Genomic DNA, 19,319 nt, shown 5'->3' with positions numbered 1-19,319 from the left:
AAAATATTCCCTGTTCTCAAGTAAAACGCATACAGTAGAAACCGTAGTAAATTAATTTCTAAAACAGCCTACAAGAAAATAGGGAAATTGCTTTATCTTAGTTAAGCTAAGGGCTGACATGGTAATAGGTAGATGGCAAAAGCACCAATACGATTATTAATTGCTGCAAGCGGGACTGGTGGGCATTTATTTCCAGCGATCGCACTGGCACAGCAGTTGCCAGATTATCAAATTGAGTGGCTAGGCGTTCCCAACCGTCTGGAAACTCAACTAGTTCCCCAACAGTATAAATTGAATGTTATTTCTGTTGAAGGGTTTCAAAAAGGATTAGGAATTTCATCGCTGTTGACTTTAGGTAAACTGATCGGTTCGGTTCTCCAAGTCAGGAAAATATTAAAACAAGGTAAATTTCAAGGAGTATTCACCACGGGAGGTTATATTGCTGGGCCTAGTGTAATAGCCGCGCGATCGCTGGGCATACCAGTAATTCTTCACGAATCGAATGCTTTACCAGGAAAGGTAACACGCTTTTTTGGCCCTTGGTGTAGTGCGGTGGCACTAGGATTTGAAGTCGCAGCCAAGTATTTACCGCGTGCCAAAACTATTTATACAAGTACTCCAGTACGTTCTCAATTTTTAGAATCGGGTATTGAAGCAACATTGGATTTACCTATTCCTGAGAATGTGCCTTTAATCGTCGTTTTTGGTGGTAGCCAAGGTGCTGTAGGGATTAATAAATTTGTGCGTCAGTGTGTAAAAGTTTGGTTTGATGCTGGTGCTTGGGTTGTGCATTTAACTGGTGATCACGATCCCGAAGCGGATAGTTTACAGCATCCGCAGTATATTTCTTTGCCATTCTACAACAATATGGCAGCGTTGCTGCGAAGAGCAAATTTAGCCATTAGTCGTTCTGGTGCCGGCAGTTTAACAGAATTGGCAGTGTGCGGTACACCTGCGATTTTGATTCCTTACCCCTTTGCTGCTGAAGATCATCAAACATATAATGCCAAGGTCTTTACTTCAGTTGATGCGGCATTGATGTTTCAACAATCAGAATTAACTGCCGAGGTGTTGCAAACAGAAGTTCTGCGGTTGTTGAAGTCACCCCAAGAGTTGAAAGCGATGGGCGAAAAAGCAAAGGCGATCGCTATTCCTGACAGTGCCGAAAAATTAGCACAGTTGGTGCGTGAGGTAGTTGAGAGGTAAAGTTATATTACAAACTAAAATTTGGAACTCTCGATCGCAAGCAAACAACTATGCCAATGACTAGGACTGTCAAACAATTGGTAACTTACCCATTTATGGCTATATCGCTAATGGGATTAGTAAATTATTCAGCTATTGCTCAGACTCATAATCATCAAGTTCCGAGAGTTCTATCTTCCTCTACAATTTCTCAAGCTCCTAAAGAAATTGATGAGAAAACTGCCTTGAATTTAGTATGGAAATTGCCACAAGTGCAAAGCAAAGCAAAAACTATTGAACGGCTTTCTAAAGGAACAATACGTGTCGCCGCAGCCATTGGTAGTTATCCTACACCAGAAGAACCTTACTACACAATTCAAGTGTTTGAAAATCATATAGACTACACTGACACAATTTACTGGTTTCGTGTCTTGAGTCCAAGCGGTGATATCCAAGTTCTAGATATTTTGCAGGGCGAATATGTATCTCCAGAAAAGTGGAAACCTAACTAACCATTTGTAAATTTGTCAAATTAAATCAATGTCAGAACAAAAGCCTGTAAGCCCGTGGAAATACAAACCTTGGTGGTGTCAACCTTGGTCTATTTTGCTCACGGGTTTGACGCTAATTGGTGGTAGCTGGGTATTATTTAGAATTATTTGGCTTACAATTCTTGTCTCTATCCCTATACTCATATGGATGTGTTTTTTCTTGTTAATTTGGCCGCAATTAATCATTCGTAGCGGTATTTTGGAATCGTACCAATTATCAGAAAATGAATCTATAAATGAATAACGAAGCTATTTTTGTCTTAGTTTAAATAGGAATTTATACACTAAATACCAAATTCGTAGGGTGTGTTACGGCTATGCAAAGACTTGAAATTTTGAGAGCATCAGACTAGCCGTAACGCACCAAAAAACGCTGTGTTTATATGTAAACTTGAATAGAAGAGTATGCGCCGCTTTGCTCAAACAAATTTCTATTTAGAATAGAAACTTATGAATACTTCAACAACTTTATTAGAAGATTACTTCGAGTTTTTGTCCCCTGATGACATCCGTATTAAAGGACATCGCATTGGCATTGACAATGTGATTGATTATTACCAGCAAGGATATACACCGGAGCAAATTCAAGAACATTTCCCCTCACTTTCCTTAGAAAAGATTTACGCGACTATCACCTACTACCTGCACAACAAACAAGATATCGATGCATACATGGAGCGATTAAATACTTGGCGTTCCCAACGCTACGATGAATGGCGTTCTGCTGAACCATCGCCTACGATCCAGCGATTAAGAGCAATCCGAGACTCTAGAACTAGAGAGTAGGTAAACTGAGCGTGAAGATCCGTTTCCTGCTTGATGAAAATTTACTATTTATTGACTTGTCGTAGCCGAATGCTTTCAACAGTATAGAAAGTGATAACTACTACTAATAGAAGTTGACCTAACTGCAAAATTGGATCGAGACGCCACCCTTGATATATGAGAATCAAACCACATAGTAACCACATGGCTGCCAAAAAAGTGTCATGACCTCGTGTTAAATCTGGATTCACAAAGCGGATAAAATAGAGTGCTGACCCAGCCACAATTATGAAAATTCCTAAAAAACTTGCTGAGTTAGCCCCAAAATTTACCTGAGCCAGAATATTGGTTAAGCTCAATCCCAAGTTGACCATCTTATCCTCCAAGTTAGATTGTGGCTAGACACGATGTTTTTGTTCAAGCCTATTACCTGATTCTGCGTAGGCGGATACTTTCAATTACAGAGAACGTTCCTGTTCCGACTAATAAGAGTTGACCAAACTGTAAAATTGGATCTAGTCTCCATCCTTGGAAAATAAGAACCAAACTACAGATCAACAAAAATTGGGCAAAAAGGATGTCGTAATATCGGGCAAGGTTTGGACGAAATAAGGCCAGAGAACAAAGAGCGGCTCCAGCAAAATAAAGAAAAATACCGAGCAATGATGCCGAGTTCGCACCAATATTGAGTTGAGCTATTACACCAGTCAAATTTAATCCTAAATTGACCATATCACCTTACCAATTATCTTTAGCATTATCTTGCCAATAACAACAAGCTCACAATCAACAAAATTGGAATCAGAATAAAAGGAATAAGCCCAATTACTGCTACTAATTTTTTACGCCTATAGGATGAAGTATTGGATGGTGATTTAGTTTTTAGTATTTTTTGTGGAAGCAGATTTTGAGGGTGATTTGTCTTTTGACCCCAAATATCTTCAGAATTAAGTGGTTGAGTGGGTAGCAAAGGACTTACCAATTGTTGAAGTGCTTGTAGTACTTCACCTGCTGACTGATAGCGATCTCTTCTATAGTCGTAGCGCACCATCTGATTTAGGATGTTTGCCAAGCGATCGCTAACTTGAGCATATTGTTGCCAGAGAATTTCTCCTGTGTGTCGGTCTTCTTGTAATTGAGTAGGATATAGGCCAGTCAATGCTTGTATACCAATCATCCCCAATGCATAAATATCACTGTTAAGCTGTGGTTTACCTTGCGCCTGTTCAGCTGGCATATAACCAGGAGTGCCAATAGCAACAGTAGCAGTTATCTGAGTCTGGCCTGTTGCTATTTGTGTTCGCACTTGCTTAACAGCACCAAAGTCAATTAATACCAATCTGTCATCTTTGTACCGTCTAATTAAGTTATCGGGCTTGATATCTCGATGAATCACCCCGTAGCCGTGAACAAATTCTAAGATACCTAAAACATCTTGTAACATTTTAATAACTTGGCTTTCGCTCCAGCGTTGGCTGAGTTGCATTTCTGTACTGAGTGGATTGCCTTCAATAAAATCTTGTACCAAGTAAAACTCTTGATCTTCTTCAAAGTAAGCTAAAAGTCTGGGAATCTGGTTATGATGGTCACCCAAATTTTGTAACGTCTCCGCTTCACTATAAAATAGGCGTCTAGAGATTTGCAGATAACTAGGATCGTTACTAGCAGGCTTGAGTTGCTTGACAACACATCTGGGGTTATTTATTCGTCGGGTATCTTCAGCAATATAGGTTTCACCAAATCCTCCTGCTCTCAAAACTTGGACTATTCTGTAGCGCCCGTCTAGTAACTTTCCTAACATAGTGAACTACTAACAGATTCTACCCAATTATTTTGACACACCATGATTTGACAGCAGCCTTAGTCAAGCTATTCTAATAAATCACAACAGATGAATAATAGATAATCTGTGTTCTCACGACTTTATCCGTCGTTTTCCCAAACTTAAGGAGTTTAAGTAGCAAAGAAAACGAAACTCATCCCATTGGATGAACCGAGTGCATGAAGCGATCGCACTCTCATTAGCCGATTCTATAGCAATATTAGGTTCATATGTCCTATCCTCAATATTTTGAATTTGGTATAGAGTTAAATCAATGCCTTGCCATTGAAAATTAAGATAGAAGCTACAAGAAATAGATGTAGAAATAAGCGAAAATACTTATTAATAGCAACTTTCACTTCTGCTTCACACATAACTAACCACTTCTTAGCCAACAGGCAGTTACCGTGTTGAAGCGTGCGGATTTTTAGGTTTGCTCTTGAAAAAAACCTCACACCATGAGTACTATTACAATCGCCTGGATTGGACTACCCTTTTTTTTTGGATTCGTAATTTATCTATTTCCAAAACTTGCTAAATATCTAGCATTGGGAATAAGCCTGGTTTCTACTGGATATGCGTTACAGCTACTTTTCAACCAGTCATCACTAACACTAACATTACTAGATAATTTTGGTGTCACATTAGTCATCGATCAGTTGAGCGGCTACTTTATATTGACAAATGCGCTAGTAACTGCTGCGGTTATTCTCTACTGTTGGCACACCGATAAGACGGCTTTCTTTTATATGCAAACCGTTATTTTGCATGGTAGCGTTAATGCCGCCTTTGTCTGTGCAGATTTCATCAGTTTATATGTGGCGCTAGAAGTGATCAGTATTGCCGCATTTCTGTTGATTGCCTATCCTAGAAACGATCGCTCCATTTGGGTTGCCTTGCGTTATCTGTTTATCAGCAACACGGCAATGCTATTTTATTTGGTAGGTGCGGTGTTGGTCTACCAAGTGAATCACTCCTTTGCGTTTGCAGGTTTGCACAAAGCACCAACCGAAGCGATTGCTCTCATCTTTTTGGGACTCTTGACAAAAGGTGGAGTTTTTGTATCAGGATTATGGTTACCATTGACCCATTCCGAATCAGATACGCCAGTGTCAGCTTTACTATCGGGAATCGTGGTTAAAACTGGCGTTTTTCCCTTGGTGCGTTGCGCTTTGATTGTGGAAGAGATTGATCCTATCGTTAGGATATTTGCAGTTGGGACAGTGTATTTGGGAGTAATCTATGCTGTCTTGGAAAAAGATACCAAGCGGACGCTAGCCTTGAGTACAGTTTCACAACTAGGCTGGATTCTGGCTGCACCAATCGCGGGAGGCTTTTATGCGTTGGCGCATGGATTGGCAAAATCGGCACTGTTCATGATCGCGGGGAACTTACCCAGTCGAGACTTCAAGGAATTGCGAAAGACGCAGATCAGTACCACACTCTGGGTTGTTCTGGTTATAGCCAGCCTTTCAATTTCCGGGTTTCCCTTGTTGATCGGCTTTGGAGCGAAGATGTTAACACTAAAGAATGTACTATCCTGGCAAGCGATCGCCATGAATGTTGGGGCGGTAGGAACAGCAATAGTATATGCCAAATTCATATTTCTGCCGCATGGAGGGAGAGAAATTGTACGTTCCGGTTTCTGGCAACCGATAATACTATTAATTGCTGCGCTGATTGTCACAAGTGGGTTATATTACCAGGCGTATACAATGGCAAACATCATCAAAGCAGTCGCAATCATTGGTGTTGGTTGGTTAGCGTATTTTTTAATTTTTCAACGCTCATTACTTAGTCTGCCACGCATACTTGAACAGTTTGAGCATCTAATCGGTTTTATGAGTCTGATGTTGATTTTGCTGTTCTGGATGGTATTGACTTGATTGTGTTGTGAACTACCTGAGCGTGATGCTTGGCATAGACAGTAGGCTTCCTACCCAAAGAACCGCTTATTACTCCGTAGAATAATAAGTCTTACGTTCTGGCAATAGGCTTTACCCCTTGTTCCGAAGGTCAGAATATTTAATTACTGTACTTTTTAGCGTAGTTTAGCCCACTACGGAGGGTCAGGTTCGGCAAGTTACATCCTTCTTTCCTCTATCACTCGAATCATTAGCCCAGGTCATTACCCTGTAGACCTATCAAGTGATGTTCTTAATTTTATCGTAGAATTGTTCGTTTCCGACTTCCTTCTCTCGCCTCCGGCATTGGTCTTTTAACTGTCGTCAACTGAAGCACAATTCATCTTACCTCCTCTTCGGGTGAGACGTGAGATGAATTGCGGAACTAGCTAAATCTGGCATATTCCCAAAGTTAACTCGAATATCGAATCTACTCGCAACAATTCTAGCCTGCGGAGGCAGGCTTTGTTCTTTTAGCCCCAGGCTTCCAGCCTGAGGGGCTTTGATTTCTTACCGTTTCGCTAACTTTTTCGCCATCTTCCGCAGACGAATTGACTGGGGAGTAACTTCCACCAATTCATCAGGGCCGATGTATTCCAAAGCACGCTCCAAGCTCATTTCTACTGGTGCTTGTAACTGCACTAGTTCATCACCACTAGCTGCACGATGGTTGGTAAGCTGCTTGGTTTTGCAGACATTCAATTCCAAGTCTTGGGGACGATTGTGTTCGCCCACAATCATGCCTTTGTAGACCTTGGTGCCAGGAGTGATAAAGAATACACCTCTATCTTCGGCATTCTTCATGGCGTAGAAGGTGGAAACACCCTCTTCAAAAGCGATTAAAACGCCTTTATTACGGGCTTCAATGTCACCTGTAATCGGACGGTAATCGAGGAAGCTGTGGTTCATTATACCTTCGCCCCGTGTCATCCGCATGAATTCACCCCGGAAACCAATTAATCCACGGGCGGGGATGACGAATTCTAACTGGGTGCGTCCGTTACCACCAACTTGCATATCTTGCATTTCGCCGCGACGTTGTCCGAGGCGTTCTATACAACTGCCAACTGCTTCTTCAGGTATATCCAATACCAGGAGTTCATAAGGTTCGCAGGGTTGTCCGTTAACTTCCCGGTAAATTACTTGGGGTTGGGATACTTGAAACTCGTAACCTTCCCGACGCATGGTTTCGATTAAAATACCTAAGTGTAGTTCGCCACGACCGGAAACCAAGAATTTGTCTGGAGAGTCGGTTTCTTCGACACGTAAGGCAACGTTAGTTTCTAGTTCGCGCAAAAGGCGATCGCGCACTTGTCTGGATGTTACCAATTTACCTTCTTGACCAGCAAAGGGTGAATCGTTCACCCAAAAGGTCATTTGCAATGTTGGTTCATCCACTTTAATCAGTGGTAGAGCTTGAGGTTCATTCGGATCGGTGATTGTTTCACCAATATTTGCATCAGCGAAACCAGCTACAGCTACGATATAACCGGCAGAAGCTTCTTCCATATCCACCCGCTTCAAGCCTTCAAAGCCCATTAACTTGGTAATTTTGGCTTTGACAATGTCACCTTTTTCTGTCACCAAAGCCGCTTGTTGTCCCATGCGGATGATGCCGTTGTGAATTCTGCCAATCACAATCCGCCCCAGATATTCAGAATAATCTAGGGTTGTGACTTGCAGTTGCAGTGGTTTGTTGGGATCGCCCACTGGTGGCGGTACATGACGCAAAATGGCATCAAATAATGGCTGCATATCCTTGGGTTCATCATCCAAGTCTACTTTGGCGTAGCCTGACAACCCGGAGGCGAACAAATAGGGGAAATCACACTGATCTTCATCAGCGCCTAGTTCGAGGAATAAGTCTAATACTTTGTCAATTGCACCGTAGGGATCTGCTTGCGGGCGATCAATTTTGTTGACTACAACAATGGGGCGCAATCCTTTTTCTAGTGCCTTTTTTAACACGAAACGAGTTTGGGGCATAGGGCCTTCGTTGGCATCAACAATGAGGATGCAACCATCCACCATGCCAAGTACCCGTTCTACTTCACCGCCAAAGTCAGCGTGTCCAGGAGTATCAACAATATTGATCAGCGTCTCTTTATACTTAACCGCTGTATTTTTAGAAAGAATAGTAATTCCCCGCTCCCGTTCAAGGGCGTTGGAGTCCATAACGCAATCCGGAACGTCTTCCCCTTCACGGAAAATGCCGGATTGTTTGAGGAGAGCATCAACGAGGGTTGTTTTGCCGTGATCTACGTGGGCGATAATAGCGACGTTACGGATTGGGAGCGTCATAATAAGCGCGTTCCAGTACTCTAGTGGGGATTTTATATATAGTGGTGAACTGCTCTAACAGAATTTGGGGGGAACTGCAAATTCTGTAAATAAGCCTTAACAATTCTATCTTAATGTAAATTGACTTAGGAAAACTTCAAAACGCTGGAAATACCCAGGCAAGGGCTTCCATTCATGTAAACATCAAGAGTTTAGTTAAGTCCGGAATGAATGCTGGGCTGAGAGAGATTCATTCCGCAATCACTCTAGCATTTTTTATAAAGATGTAAATTTAATTACATTTGTGTAGATTATGATAAAAACAGTTTACAGAACATAACTCGTGGTTATGAATGGAATTTTGTCTATATACGCTATTATTGCATCAGTACATATCCTAGTTTTAATTCAATCATTTGTGCCAAAATTAACATGAATTTTATTAATTAATGAGCAATGACTTGGGCAGTTGGACATAAGTTACAGGATAGCAAGTACATCATTGAAAAAGAACTAGGCGAAGGTAGCTTTGGTATTACCTATCGCGCTAGAGATAATAATAGACGCTGCGTTGTTATTAAAACCCTAAATGATAATCTGCAAATTCGTCCTGACTTTGCCAAATTTCAGCAAGATTTTTTGAACGAAGCGATAAAATTAGCTAAATGCACTCACCCTCATATTGTCCAAATTCATGAACTAATTCAAGAGGGGGAATTATGGTGCATGGTAATGGAATATATCGATGGAGAAGATTTATACAATCTGGTTGAAAATCAAGGCGTTTTATCTGAAGTAAAAGCATTAAATTATATTCAACAAATTGGAGAAGCACTAACTATAGTTCACAATAATGGCTTACTGCATAGGGATATTAAGCCACACAATATTATGGTGCGTTCTGGTAAGTTGGAAGCTGTGTTAATTGATTTTGGCATTGCACGCGAGTTCACCCAAAATTTAACTGAGACGCATACACAAATTTTATCTGATGGTTATGCACCCATTGAGCAGTATGACAGAAGGGCAAGAAGGGGTGCTTATACTGATATTTATGCTTTAGCAGCAACGCTGTACTTTCTATTAACTGGAGAATTACCAATAATGGCTCCACTCAGAGCAATTGGTACATCAATGATACAAGCAAAGGATATTAATTCTAATATTACTGATCGAGTTAATCAGGCGATTCTTAAGGGGATGGAAATAAAGCCAGAAAATCGCCCCCAGTCCATAAAGAAGTGGTTGAAATTACTTCAATATAATCATGATTTTTGTGCTTATATTCCACAAATAGTGGGAACTTGGCATGGTGAGTTTGGTAGTGGCAAGGCTACTCTCTCTATCACTCACCAGTCTGAGAATTCGTTTGATGGAATTTTAATCCATGAACATTGGTGGAATGGTACAGCAAAAGTTGCCATTAATGGCAGCCTTAACTACAAAAATAATACAGTAAAAATACGAGAAATTAGAATAATCTCAGGTTACTGGCGGTTGGGAGAAAATCAAGGAAAATTATCATCGGATTGCAGGCAACTATCTGGCACAGGAAAAGACATAAAAGGTTCCTACTCATGGTCTTTTAAAAAAGTAGGTTAGAACAGAGTAGTATTCTGACAGAATATAAAATCCTATAAACTCATATACAAATACTCACTTTTAAAGAGAATGATTGAGCAATCGCTATTAATCAACGAGAATTCTACGTCTATAATCAAGTCATGCAGGCACAAACGAGAGTAATTAAATTACGTTAAAATGACAGAAAAAGGTGAGGTAGCGTGCGAAAAATAGAAGTTCAACTTGATACTCAAACCCTTGAGCTTGCTGAACAGTTGGCAAAGTCTCGCCAATGTACATTACCAGAACTTATTACAGAAGTAATCAAACTTTTAGCAGCGACAAAAGTGACACAAGATCCTTGGGTAGGACTATTTGCAGACGAGTCTGAGTTAGTAGATGAGATAATTGAAGAAGCTATCAAAAATCGGGCTTCCTACTCATTCAATCAAAAAATTGAACAAGGCATTACTTGACACAGACATTTTGTCTGAAATTTTCAAAGGTATAAATCAACAAGTTATAGTTAAAGCTACTGCTTATCGCGCAGTTTTTGGCTGCTATACAACTTCGGTAATCACAGTTATGGAAGTTGTCCAAGGTTGGCACAAGCGTCAACGAGAAGATAAAGTTCAAGCATTTTTAGCTACACTTGCCACTGAAGATATTTTGATACTGGAACTGCCAGATGCAGAATTGGCAGGGCGCATTTATGCTGATTTGGAACGAACAGGGCAACCTATTGGTTATCCGGATTCAATGATTGCTGCCATAGCTTTACAACGTAATTTAACCTTGGTAACTGGTAATTTGGCTCACTATAGTCGTATACAAGCATTGGGTTACCCTTTAAGACTGGATAACTGGCGAACCTAAATGACTGGAAAATATTGTTTGAGGCTACCATAGCCAAGACAAAACTATTGTTGAGCTAGCGATCGCACTCATGGCAACAAGTGATAGCTACCATCCCTACTTAATTTCACATCTCAAAGATCCCAGTCATACTGCTTTATATATCGAGGCTCTTTTAGAAGAAGAAGATCCTGAGCCGGAATTACTCCAAATGGCACTAAGTAATGTAGCTGAGGCTCTTTGTGAAGGCAGGATGACACCAGAGCAGGCTAAATATCATCAAGAAAAACTCAAAGAAATCTTATCTCAGCGCGGGAGTGAAGCAATTTATCATCTGGGAACCTGGCTCAATGCTTTGGGATTAAAACTTACTGTGGCTGTTGCAGAAAATGTAAATGAAAATAGCACAAATCTTGTCGATGAGGCGGAAATTACTGTTTCGCAATGACGGATCGCTGGTAAAATTTTTTTGTTAGCAAAGAAAATAATTAAAAAGCACATTGGAAAAGGGAGCTTCCAGAGCTGCAATTACAATACCCAATCACCAGCGTGCACCATCTAAACTTGACTCAAAAATGCTCTCACAACGCTTTATCGAAGCTCTTACCTACGCCACGCAACTCCACGCTAACCAAGTTCGCAAAGGTTCGGGTGTTCCCTACGTTGCTCACTTATTAGGTGTTGCTAGTATTGCCCTAGAATACGGAGCGAATGAAGATGAAGCCATAGCAGCACTGTTGCATGATGCCATAGAAGATCAGGGCGGTGCTGCCACAAGGGAAGAAATTCGCCGTCGCTTTGGAGATCATGTCACTGCTATTGTGGATGGCTGTACAGATGCTGACACTACGCCTAAACCACCTTGGCGAGAGCGCAAAGAAAAATATATTGCCCACCTTGCTACTGCTTCACCTTCAGTACTACTCGTGAGTGCGGCTGATAAACTCTACAATGCCCAATCTATTCTCCGAGATTACCGCGTTTTAGGCGAATCAGTTTGGCAGCGCTTTCAGGGAGGCAAAGAAGGTACGCTTTGGTATTATCGAGCCTTGGTAATTGCCTTCCAAAAAATAGGATCTAATCCTCTTTTTGACGAATTAGAACAGATAGTAGCAGAACTAGAAGTTTTGACTTCTTTGTATTCTTAAATTTGGTTAGACAGGTGCATCTTCAAATAAATAAATTAGGTTGCGCAGGCTATTTTTGCCTGCGACATTTTGCATTAAAGTAGCGGTGATGACAGTATTTTCTCGGTTTAGCGGAACATACTACTTACAGAGCTATCTTCATGAATCCGCCAGATTGTTTCCCCCAAGAGGTTAGCTACCGAAAGCACCTGTAATTGTGGGAAGCGATCGCTTTCTTTGATCGGAATTGTATTAGTGACAATTACTTCCTCAAATAAACCGCTCGATAACCGCTCTACCGCAGGTGGAGAGAATACTGCATGGGTGGCGCAGGCATATACCTGACGCGCTCCTTCTTCACGCAGCAATCTTGCTCCTTCCGAAATTGTGCCACCAGTGTCAATCATGTCATCCACTAGCACCGCTGTTTTACCTTTGACATCACCGATCACATTCAAAACTTCGGCGACGTTGTGAGCCTGACGGCGTTTATCAATAATCGCTAAGGGAGCATCATTAAGCTTTTTCGCAAATGCTCTGGCTCGTGCTACACCGCCAACATCTGGCGAGACAACCACAATGTCAGACAATTGCTTACTTACTAAATAATCTAGTATTACTGGCGAACCATATACATGATCTAGAGGTATATCGAAATATCCTTGTATTTGCGCTGAATGCAAATCCATTGCCAGAATTCTGTTGGCACCTGCTTGAGTAATTAGGTTAGCAACTAGTTTGGCAGTTATTGATTCCCGCCCTGCCGTTTTGCGATCGGCGCGGGCATAACCATAATAAGGAATTACTGCTGTTACCTGTCGGGCTGACGCTCGCCGACAGGCATCAATCATAATTAGTAACTCCATTAAATGATCATTCACGGGTTGACAGCAAGGCTGGATTAAATAGACATCACAACCCCGAATTGATTCCTGGATTTGAATATAAAGTTCTCCATCCGCAAATCGCTTGCGGATCATTGGCCCCAAGTCCATGCCCAGGTATCGAGCTACTTCTTGAGACAGCGATAAATTGGCAGAGCCAGAGAAAAGCCGCAAGCGGTGATTTTCAGTTAGTCCTGTTGCAGCTGGCAGTTTGAAAGTTGCAGTACTGAGCACAGCAGTTCCTCGATGTGCATTCATGGCAATCTTATCATCAGATATTTAGATATTTAAGAGAAATAGCCCTAAAAAAGCTTTGTGAGTTTTGTTGAAGCTTTCATAAAAACTTTAAACATACCTCCATGAAACTACAACTTCTTTATTTTCTTGTTTCTGTAGCAAATACACTCGTAATAGTTTAACTGGCATTGAAATCGTTAACTACACTTAATAGTTGAGATTTTTGCGTTGAGATAAAATACCTACACTGAGTGAGTTGCTTGATTACTTGCTTGTGGGCAAGTAATTTATAACAGGAAACAAACAATTTTGATTTTTCAGTGATATTCAAGTTGACAACTCGTGCAAGTAAAAATCAATGAAAGAATTAATCAGCAGTAGCTGAATACTTGATGATACTAGTGACAAAATAATACTTTAGCAGACTTGCTTTCTATTTTTCCATCAGACAAGAAGGCAGAGGGCAGCGTCTTACGGCGAACGCGTCTAGTGCCGACTTGTAGGCGCCGAAGGCGATTCCCGTAGGGTAGCATGTGGCGTGGCAGAGGGCAGAAGGTAAAAGATTGGTTTCGCCTGCTGTCTAGAAGATGACATTTTACATTTAATTATGTCCACCTACTTAATCAGCTTTGCTTGATATGAAAGTACAGAACAACAGCGTTCCATGTTCCTTAACTAGCAAAAAAGCTGATTCTTTTTGGAACCTCGATTTGTAAGTTGCCGTCACAAGGCTGATGCCCACTTTGAATTTGGTATGTCTGTGGTAATTGCTAGAGAATGTTTATGATCCTAAAAAGTTAATATTTCATGTTTTTTTACTTCTCGGTACTGAGAAAAGAGTGTGAGAATAGAATGGTCGAAGTCTGTAAAGGCTTGCTCTTACTATCCATTAAGTATGGCGATTGACCATATGCTGCTAGAAGTGTTGTTTGTGGGTAAATTCCTCCGAGTAATGCTATTACACTCAATTAATTAAAAGATGCAACCACCAATTTCAGTTGGCACTGTTCTGCAAAATCGTTATCGGCTAATTCAAATTCTCGGTCAAGGGGGGTTTGGTAGAACTTATCTGGCAGAAGATCAAAGGCGTTTTAATGAACTTTGTGCCATCAAAGAATTGATTCCCAACACCACAGATCCTGTCGCTTGGCAGAAGGCGCAAGAACTTTTTCTACGAGAGGCGACAACTCTATATCAAATCCAACATCCCCAAGTACCGCAATTCCGAGAAAGGTTTGAACAAGAACAGCGCTTATTTTTGGTGCAAGACTACGTTGCCGGGAAAACTTATCGCGATTTGTTAGAAGAACGCAAAATCTCTGGAGGTGCATTCACAGAACAAGAAGTCTGGCAATTGTTGTGTTCGCTGTTACCAGTATTAGACTATATTCACCATCAAGGCATTATTCACCGGGACATCTCACCAGATAATATTATTTTGCGAGAGCTTGACAACAAACCAGTTTTAATTGATTTTGGGGTAGTCAAAGAACTAGCAACACGATTCCAATCTCCTAATTCATCCTCGGCAACCTATGTAGGAAAATTAGGCTATTCTCCCAGCGAACAAATGCAAACGGGGCAAGCATATCCCAGTAGTGACTTGTATGCACTGGCAGTTACAGCGATAGTTTTGCTCACTGGCAAAGAACCCCAAGAACTATTTGATGAAAATCAACTGATTTGGAATTGGCAACAATGGGTGAGAGTGAGTCCGCGATTTACCCAAATTTTAAATCGGATGTTGAGTTATAGACCGGGCGATCGCTTCCAAAGTGCAAGGGAAGTCTTACAAGTCTTAGAATCTCCAGAACAAGCAACACTACCAGTTCAACTTCCACTATTATCTAACGTCCAAACAGTTCCCATCGGTCGTCCCGATCAAGTATCACCACCAACACCCAATAAATCTGCTCGCGTAATTCCAGAACCTAATACTAGATCGGTTTTAGATAATCCTTTGGCGATCGCAGCAATTGGCATCGCTGTAATTATTCTGGCGGGTTTTGGTTCTTGGGCATTAGTTCGTTCTCTGCGCAGTCAATCACCACCACCAGAGGCACCACCGCAAACTTTCCCTTCACCAGTTGTGACTGGTGGCGAAACAAATTCACCCACACCTACAGAAGCACCTACAGAAGTTCCCACAGAAATTCCCACTACTGCACCACCTGCAACACCTGTCATCAAAATCAAACGCCTCAACTTTGATGCATCTAACACATTTAAGGTTGACGATACAATCAAAGCAAATGAGATTGTTCGGTATACTTTTAGAGGTCAAAAGGATCAGCTACTAACTGTCCTGTTAGCACAAGAAAGCGGCGTTTTGCTTACAGTCTCAAGTTCAAATGGGGAGCCACTTGACAACAGTGCTAAAGCAGTCACTTTCTATCAAGGAAGATTACCACTTACTGATACGTATACTATTGAATTAAATTTAAGCGAAGGAATTGCCGAGAGTGATTATAGCCTCAATGCTAAATTAGAAAACCCAATCGAACCAACACCTATACAAACTCCTACAGAAGTTCCTACCCAAACTCCTCCCCCAATTCCTACAGAAACTCCTACAGAAGTTCCCACCCAAACCCCTATAGAAACTCCAATCCAAATCCCCACAGATTTTCCCACAACAACGCCAATATTTCCTGAGCCAAATCAAAACAATCCTTCTGGTGATGACACAAGCTCCACAGGCAATATAAACCCTGCCAAATTCGGAGACAATCAAGTATGAAAAGTATAAGGCAGAGGGCAGAGGAGGCAGAGCGTCTCCGGCTCCGCTCCGTTGTAGCACCTGCCGTGGCAGAAAGCAAAAGTTTTTATCAGTTGACAGTTACCTTATTTCTCTGTATCCTGTGGCAAACCGATACGCAGCTACACTAATTACTGTCCCCAGTCACCTGTTCCGTACTTTCAAATGAATTTGCGGACAAAGTATGTATTACATTGGTAGTAGTTAATTGCTAACCACTATACGGGCGGGTTTAAAAGATAAATTATCTGTTTCAACCCAAAGATGATCAGTAAAACCCGCACGGCAGTCGCTACAACCGGGGGAACCCGCGCAACGCGCTGCCTCCCCTACTAACTACTAACCCTCCGGGTTCGCCAGTCACCTGCGGAGGGAAACCCTCCCGCAGTGCTGGCTCACCACTAACTACTAACTAATACTATTGAACGCATTACTAATTACTGGAACAGATACAGAAGCTGGCAAAACTGTTTTGACAACAGCATTAGCAGCTTACTGGCAAAAATATTGCTCTGCCCGCAGCTTAGGAATCATGAAACCACTGCAATCGGGTGTTGGCGATCGCGAATGGTACCAAAAGCTTTTTTCTCTGGAACAATCTCCAGAAGAAATTACGCCTTTATACTTTCAAGCACCTTTAGCACCTCCTATTGCCGCAGCCAAGGAAAATCGCCAAGTAGATTTAGCGGTTGTCTGGCAAGCTTTGACAAATTTGCGCCAACGTCGAGATTTTATTCTCGTAGAAGCATTAGGAGGATTAGGTTCACCCGTAACAAATGAATTAACAGTAGCAGATTTAGCAGGTGAATGGCGCTTACCCACAGTCTTGGTAGTACCAGTAAGATTAGGTGCGATCACTCAAGCCGTGGCAAATATGGCATTAGCGAGGCTAAGACGAGTGCAACTTGTGGGAATTGTTCTTAACTGCGTACAACCACGTACTGATACCGAAATTACTGACTGGGCGTCAGCAGATTTAATTCAATCTTTAACAAATATTCCTGTTTTAGGCTGCTTGCCTTTTTTGGAAAATCCCACAGATTTAAACAAACTTGCAGAATTAGCATCAAATTTGGATCTAGAACGCTTGTTACCTTTTACTAAAGTTTGACGAGTCACAATGAAAATACCCGAATAGTAATTTAAAAATGTGAGCAATGGTTTCGACATTTCCCAACTCAACTACTGTTGATTTATCTCGCGTGCGACTCTCGATTCGCTCATTACAGCCATTACTTGTGGAGTGGCGGCGACGATTTCACCAAAAACCTGAACTGAGTTTTCAAGAAAACCTGACTGCTGAGTTTGTCTCCCAGAAATTGCAAGAATGGGGAATTGAGCATCAGACTGGTATTGCCAAAACTGGTATTGTTGCCATTATCAAAGGGAAAAAGCCTGGCTTAGAGAGAGTTCTAGCAATTCGGGCAGATATGGATGCTTTACCAATTCAAGAACTCAACGAAGTACCGTATCGTTCCCAGCATGATGGAGTAATGCATGCTTGTGGACATGATGGACATACAGCGATCGCTCTTGGCACAGCTTATTATCTCCAACAACATCGCGAAGAATTTCCTGGCACTGTAAAAATTATCTTCCAACCAGCCGAAGAAGGGCCGGGAGGCGCAAAGCCAATGATTGAAGCTGGCGCACTCAAAAATCCTGATGTTGATGCGATCGTTGGTTTGCATCTGTGGAATAATCTGCCTTTGGGAACAGTGGGTGTGCGTGCAGGTGCATTAATGGCAGCTGTAGAGTTATTCGACTGCACAATTTTTGGTAAAGGTGGGCATGGAGCAATACCTCATCAAACTGTAGATTCTGTTGTCGTTGCTGCCCAAATAGTTACTGCCTTACAAACTATTGTTGCTCGTAATGTCAATCCCATTGATTCGGCAGTGGTAACTGTTGGCGCACTCCATGCTGGTACTACACATAATGTGATTGCTGATACAGCAATTATGAAAGGTACTGTTCGATATTTTAATCCTTCTTTAGAAGGCTTTTTTAAGCAGCGAATCCAACAGGTTATTGCTGGTATTTGTCAGAGTTATGGTGCAAATTATGACTTTAAATACTGCGAACTTTACCCAGCAACAATTAATGATGCCGGTATGGCAGAATTAGTGCGATCAGTAGCCCAAGAAGTAGTAGAAACACCCGTGGGTATTGTGCCAGAGTGTCAAACTATGGGCGGGGAAGATATGTCCTACTTCTTGCAGGAGGTGCCTGGTTGCTATTTCTTCCTTGGTTCTGCTAACCCAGCGAAAAACTTGGCATATCCCCATCATCATCCCCGCTTTGATTTTGATGAAACTGTGTTGGCGATGGGTGTAGAAATGTTTGTTCGATGTGTAGAGAAGTTTTTGAGTTGAAAAAGACAGAACAGATAGACTTTCTGTAAGGAGTGGTTAAACGCTATCTTTATTTAGCTTCTGAATTGAAATTTATACCATTTCTCTAAAATCCGGCAATACATTAATCTCCGCGTCTTCCTGTCTGGTGTGTCCCCGCGTCCTCATCTGTTGCTTCCTTGATGAGAATTGGTATTATCTCACCCTTTCCTACTATAGGACTCAGATTTGATTTTTGAAAAACACGTAGGGTGTGTTGTCGCGAAGCGTAACGCACCGTTTTCAAGGGTTGGGTACGTTAGACTAAACTCCTAACACAACGGCAGTTTTGCGGGAAGAAAATCTACACCGTAAACTGCTTCCCCTACAAATACTTAATTTTTTCAATAATCAAACCGGATTTCTACTAGATACTTCCATCATTAACTAAAAAAGAGGAAAGAGGTGAAGTTTCTTTATGCTTGGTTTAAGTTTTTTATTGAGACTGTTTCTGTCTACTATCTAATTATTCTCAGCCATTTTCCGATTAAGTTCTAAACATTTAGCCTCAGCTTCCTGATAAGCTTTTAAGTAATCTTTACCACCTAACATCACGTCACCGTAATATTCATATGGTGCTTCACCATATACTGGCAGAGGATCATCTTCTGGATAATCTTCCTTAGATTCTTCAATAATCGCTTTCAGTTGCTTTACCGTTAAGTGTTGTGCCGGAAAGTACCAAATTTCCTCTGTATTTTTATGAAGGTGCGGTAGTGTTGGATCGACAATGCGATCGCCTACTTCAATCCAACTATGTTCAACAGGTTGGTAGGGTACACCTTTGCTAGCCAAAAACCCTTGGACGTAAATAGCTCCCTCCGTCGCTAATGCTGCTTTGTAAGCATTGTCAAACGGTTTTTTAGCTTTACTTTTTATACGAGTGGCAATGTCAATAGAAAGGGCTTCATCCAATGATTTATTCATTAATAGCAAGGACTACAGCAGCTACTAGAAGATCCTAGCATTTGTATTTACCGTAAACAGCATTGACT

At 41.4% G+C, this 19,319-nt stretch carries 19 protein-coding genes and 1 pseudogene; 14 read left to right on the top strand and 6 right to left on the bottom strand.

Annotation, left to right across the window (positions count from 1 at the left end):
* The first annotated feature begins 132 nt into the window (after positions 1-132).
* The 4 genes from murG to U2718_RS27535 all read left to right on the top strand — a co-directional run bounded on the left by murG (position 133) and on the right by U2718_RS27535 (position 2,522).
* Positions 133-1,206 carry an undecaprenyldiphospho-muramoylpentapeptide beta-N-acetylglucosaminyltransferase gene (gene murG, locus U2718_RS27550; RefSeq protein ID WP_341993112.1) on the top strand — a complete coding sequence of 358 codons (1,074 nt, stop codon included), beginning with the start codon at positions 133-135 and terminating at the stop codon, positions 1,204-1,206.
* A gap of 56 nt (positions 1,207-1,262) precedes the next feature.
* Positions 1,263-1,697, top strand: a complete 435-nt coding sequence (locus U2718_RS27545; protein WP_341993184.1) for a hypothetical protein — start codon at positions 1,263-1,265, stop codon at positions 1,695-1,697.
* Positions 1,698-1,725: 28 nt separating this feature from the next.
* The gene (locus U2718_RS27540; RefSeq protein WP_341993113.1) at positions 1,726-1,980 is read left to right on the top strand and encodes a DUF6737 family protein; all 255 of its coding nucleotides are present in this window, start codon (positions 1,726-1,728) and stop codon (positions 1,978-1,980) included.
* A gap of 206 nt (positions 1,981-2,186) precedes the next feature.
* Positions 2,187-2,522: a DUF433 domain-containing protein gene (locus tag U2718_RS27535; protein ID WP_341993114.1), complete on the top strand. Its 336-nt coding sequence runs from the start codon at positions 2,187-2,189 to the stop codon at positions 2,520-2,522.
* 53 nt (positions 2,523-2,575) lie between these two features.
* Here the strand turns inward: U2718_RS27535 and U2718_RS27530 are convergent.
* From U2718_RS27530 to U2718_RS27520, 3 genes and pseudogenes are all read right to left on the bottom strand, one after another.
* Positions 2,576-2,875: pseudogene (locus U2718_RS27530) on the bottom strand (Ycf66 family protein); the annotation flags it as partial.
* Between the two features lie 52 nt (positions 2,876-2,927).
* The gene (locus U2718_RS27525) at positions 2,928-3,233 is read right to left on the bottom strand and encodes a Ycf66 family protein (protein ID WP_341993115.1); all 306 of its coding nucleotides are present in this window, start codon (positions 3,231-3,233) and stop codon (positions 2,928-2,930) included.
* Between the two features lie 25 nt (positions 3,234-3,258).
* Entirely contained in the window at positions 3,259-4,302 is a 1,044-nt protein-coding gene (locus U2718_RS27520) for a serine/threonine-protein kinase (protein ID WP_341993116.1), read from the bottom strand.
* 479 nt (positions 4,303-4,781) lie between these two features.
* Between U2718_RS27520 and U2718_RS27515 the strand changes: the two genes are divergently transcribed.
* Positions 4,782-6,209, top strand: coding sequence for a cation:proton antiporter (locus U2718_RS27515; RefSeq protein ID WP_341993117.1), 1,428 nt, complete (start codon positions 4,782-4,784; stop codon positions 6,207-6,209).
* 528 nt (positions 6,210-6,737) lie between these two features.
* Here U2718_RS27515 and typA read toward each other — a convergent pair.
* Positions 6,738-8,528 carry a translational GTPase TypA gene (typA, locus tag U2718_RS27510; RefSeq protein WP_289787504.1) on the bottom strand — a complete coding sequence of 597 codons (1,791 nt, stop codon included), beginning with the start codon at positions 8,526-8,528 and terminating at the stop codon, positions 6,738-6,740.
* A gap of 435 nt (positions 8,529-8,963) precedes the next feature.
* Between typA and U2718_RS27505 the strand changes: the two genes are divergently transcribed.
* The 5 genes from U2718_RS27505 (at position 8,964) to U2718_RS27485 (ending at position 12,073) form a co-directional block, all read left to right on the top strand.
* Positions 8,964-10,109, top strand: a complete 1,146-nt coding sequence (locus tag U2718_RS27505; RefSeq protein WP_341993118.1) for a serine/threonine-protein kinase — start codon at positions 8,964-8,966, stop codon at positions 10,107-10,109.
* A 182-nt stretch (positions 10,110-10,291) separates the two neighbouring features.
* Positions 10,292-10,546, top strand: coding sequence for a hypothetical protein (locus tag U2718_RS27500; protein WP_341993119.1), 255 nt, complete (start codon positions 10,292-10,294; stop codon positions 10,544-10,546).
* Entirely contained in the window at positions 10,527-10,946 is a 420-nt protein-coding gene (locus U2718_RS27495) for a type II toxin-antitoxin system VapC family toxin (protein ID WP_341993120.1), read from the top strand. The genes U2718_RS27500 and U2718_RS27495 overlap by 20 nt, the downstream gene beginning before the upstream one ends.
* Positions 10,947-11,016: 70 nt before the next feature.
* Positions 11,017-11,373, top strand: a complete 357-nt coding sequence (locus U2718_RS27490) for a transcriptional regulator (RefSeq protein ID WP_341993121.1) — start codon at positions 11,017-11,019, stop codon at positions 11,371-11,373.
* A gap of 127 nt (positions 11,374-11,500) precedes the next feature.
* Entirely contained in the window at positions 11,501-12,073 is a 573-nt protein-coding gene (locus tag U2718_RS27485) for an HD domain-containing protein (protein ID WP_341993122.1), read from the top strand.
* 107 nt (positions 12,074-12,180) lie between these two features.
* Here U2718_RS27485 and U2718_RS27480 read toward each other — a convergent pair whose 3' ends face one another.
* The gene (locus U2718_RS27480) at positions 12,181-13,194 is read right to left on the bottom strand and encodes a ribose-phosphate pyrophosphokinase (protein WP_016873841.1); all 1,014 of its coding nucleotides are present in this window, start codon (positions 13,192-13,194) and stop codon (positions 12,181-12,183) included.
* Between the two features lie 958 nt (positions 13,195-14,152).
* Between U2718_RS27480 and U2718_RS27475 the strand changes: the two genes are divergently transcribed.
* From U2718_RS27475 to U2718_RS27460, 4 genes are all read left to right on the top strand, one after another.
* On the top strand, positions 14,153-15,913 hold the full coding sequence (locus tag U2718_RS27475) for a protein kinase domain-containing protein (protein ID WP_341993123.1): 1,761 nt from the start codon (positions 14,153-14,155) through the stop codon (positions 15,911-15,913).
* A complete protein-coding gene (locus U2718_RS27470) occupies positions 15,910-16,062 on the top strand; it encodes a hypothetical protein (RefSeq protein WP_341993124.1) in 153 nt (50 codons plus the stop codon). The genes U2718_RS27475 and U2718_RS27470 overlap by 4 nt, the downstream gene beginning before the upstream one ends.
* A 290-nt stretch (positions 16,063-16,352) precedes the next feature.
* Entirely contained in the window at positions 16,353-17,042 is a 690-nt protein-coding gene (gene bioD, locus U2718_RS27465; RefSeq protein WP_341993125.1) for a dethiobiotin synthase, read from the top strand.
* Between the two features lie 46 nt (positions 17,043-17,088).
* Positions 17,089-18,306, top strand: coding sequence for a M20 family metallopeptidase (locus U2718_RS27460; protein WP_341993126.1), 1,218 nt, complete (start codon positions 17,089-17,091; stop codon positions 18,304-18,306).
* A gap of 480 nt (positions 18,307-18,786) precedes the next feature.
* On the opposite strand, the gene U2718_RS27455 is transcribed toward U2718_RS27460, so the two are convergent.
* Positions 18,787-19,251: a hypothetical protein gene (locus U2718_RS27455; RefSeq protein ID WP_341993127.1), complete on the bottom strand. Its 465-nt coding sequence runs from the start codon at positions 19,249-19,251 to the stop codon at positions 18,787-18,789.
* Between the last annotated feature and the right edge of the window lie 68 nt (positions 19,252-19,319).

Origin of the sequence: Chlorogloeopsis sp. ULAP02, from assembly GCF_038404745.2 — a bacterium.
Taxonomy (GTDB): domain Bacteria; phylum Cyanobacteriota; class Cyanobacteriia; order Cyanobacteriales; family Nostocaceae; genus Chlorogloeopsis.
This window is presented reverse-complemented; position numbering and strand designations above follow the sequence as displayed.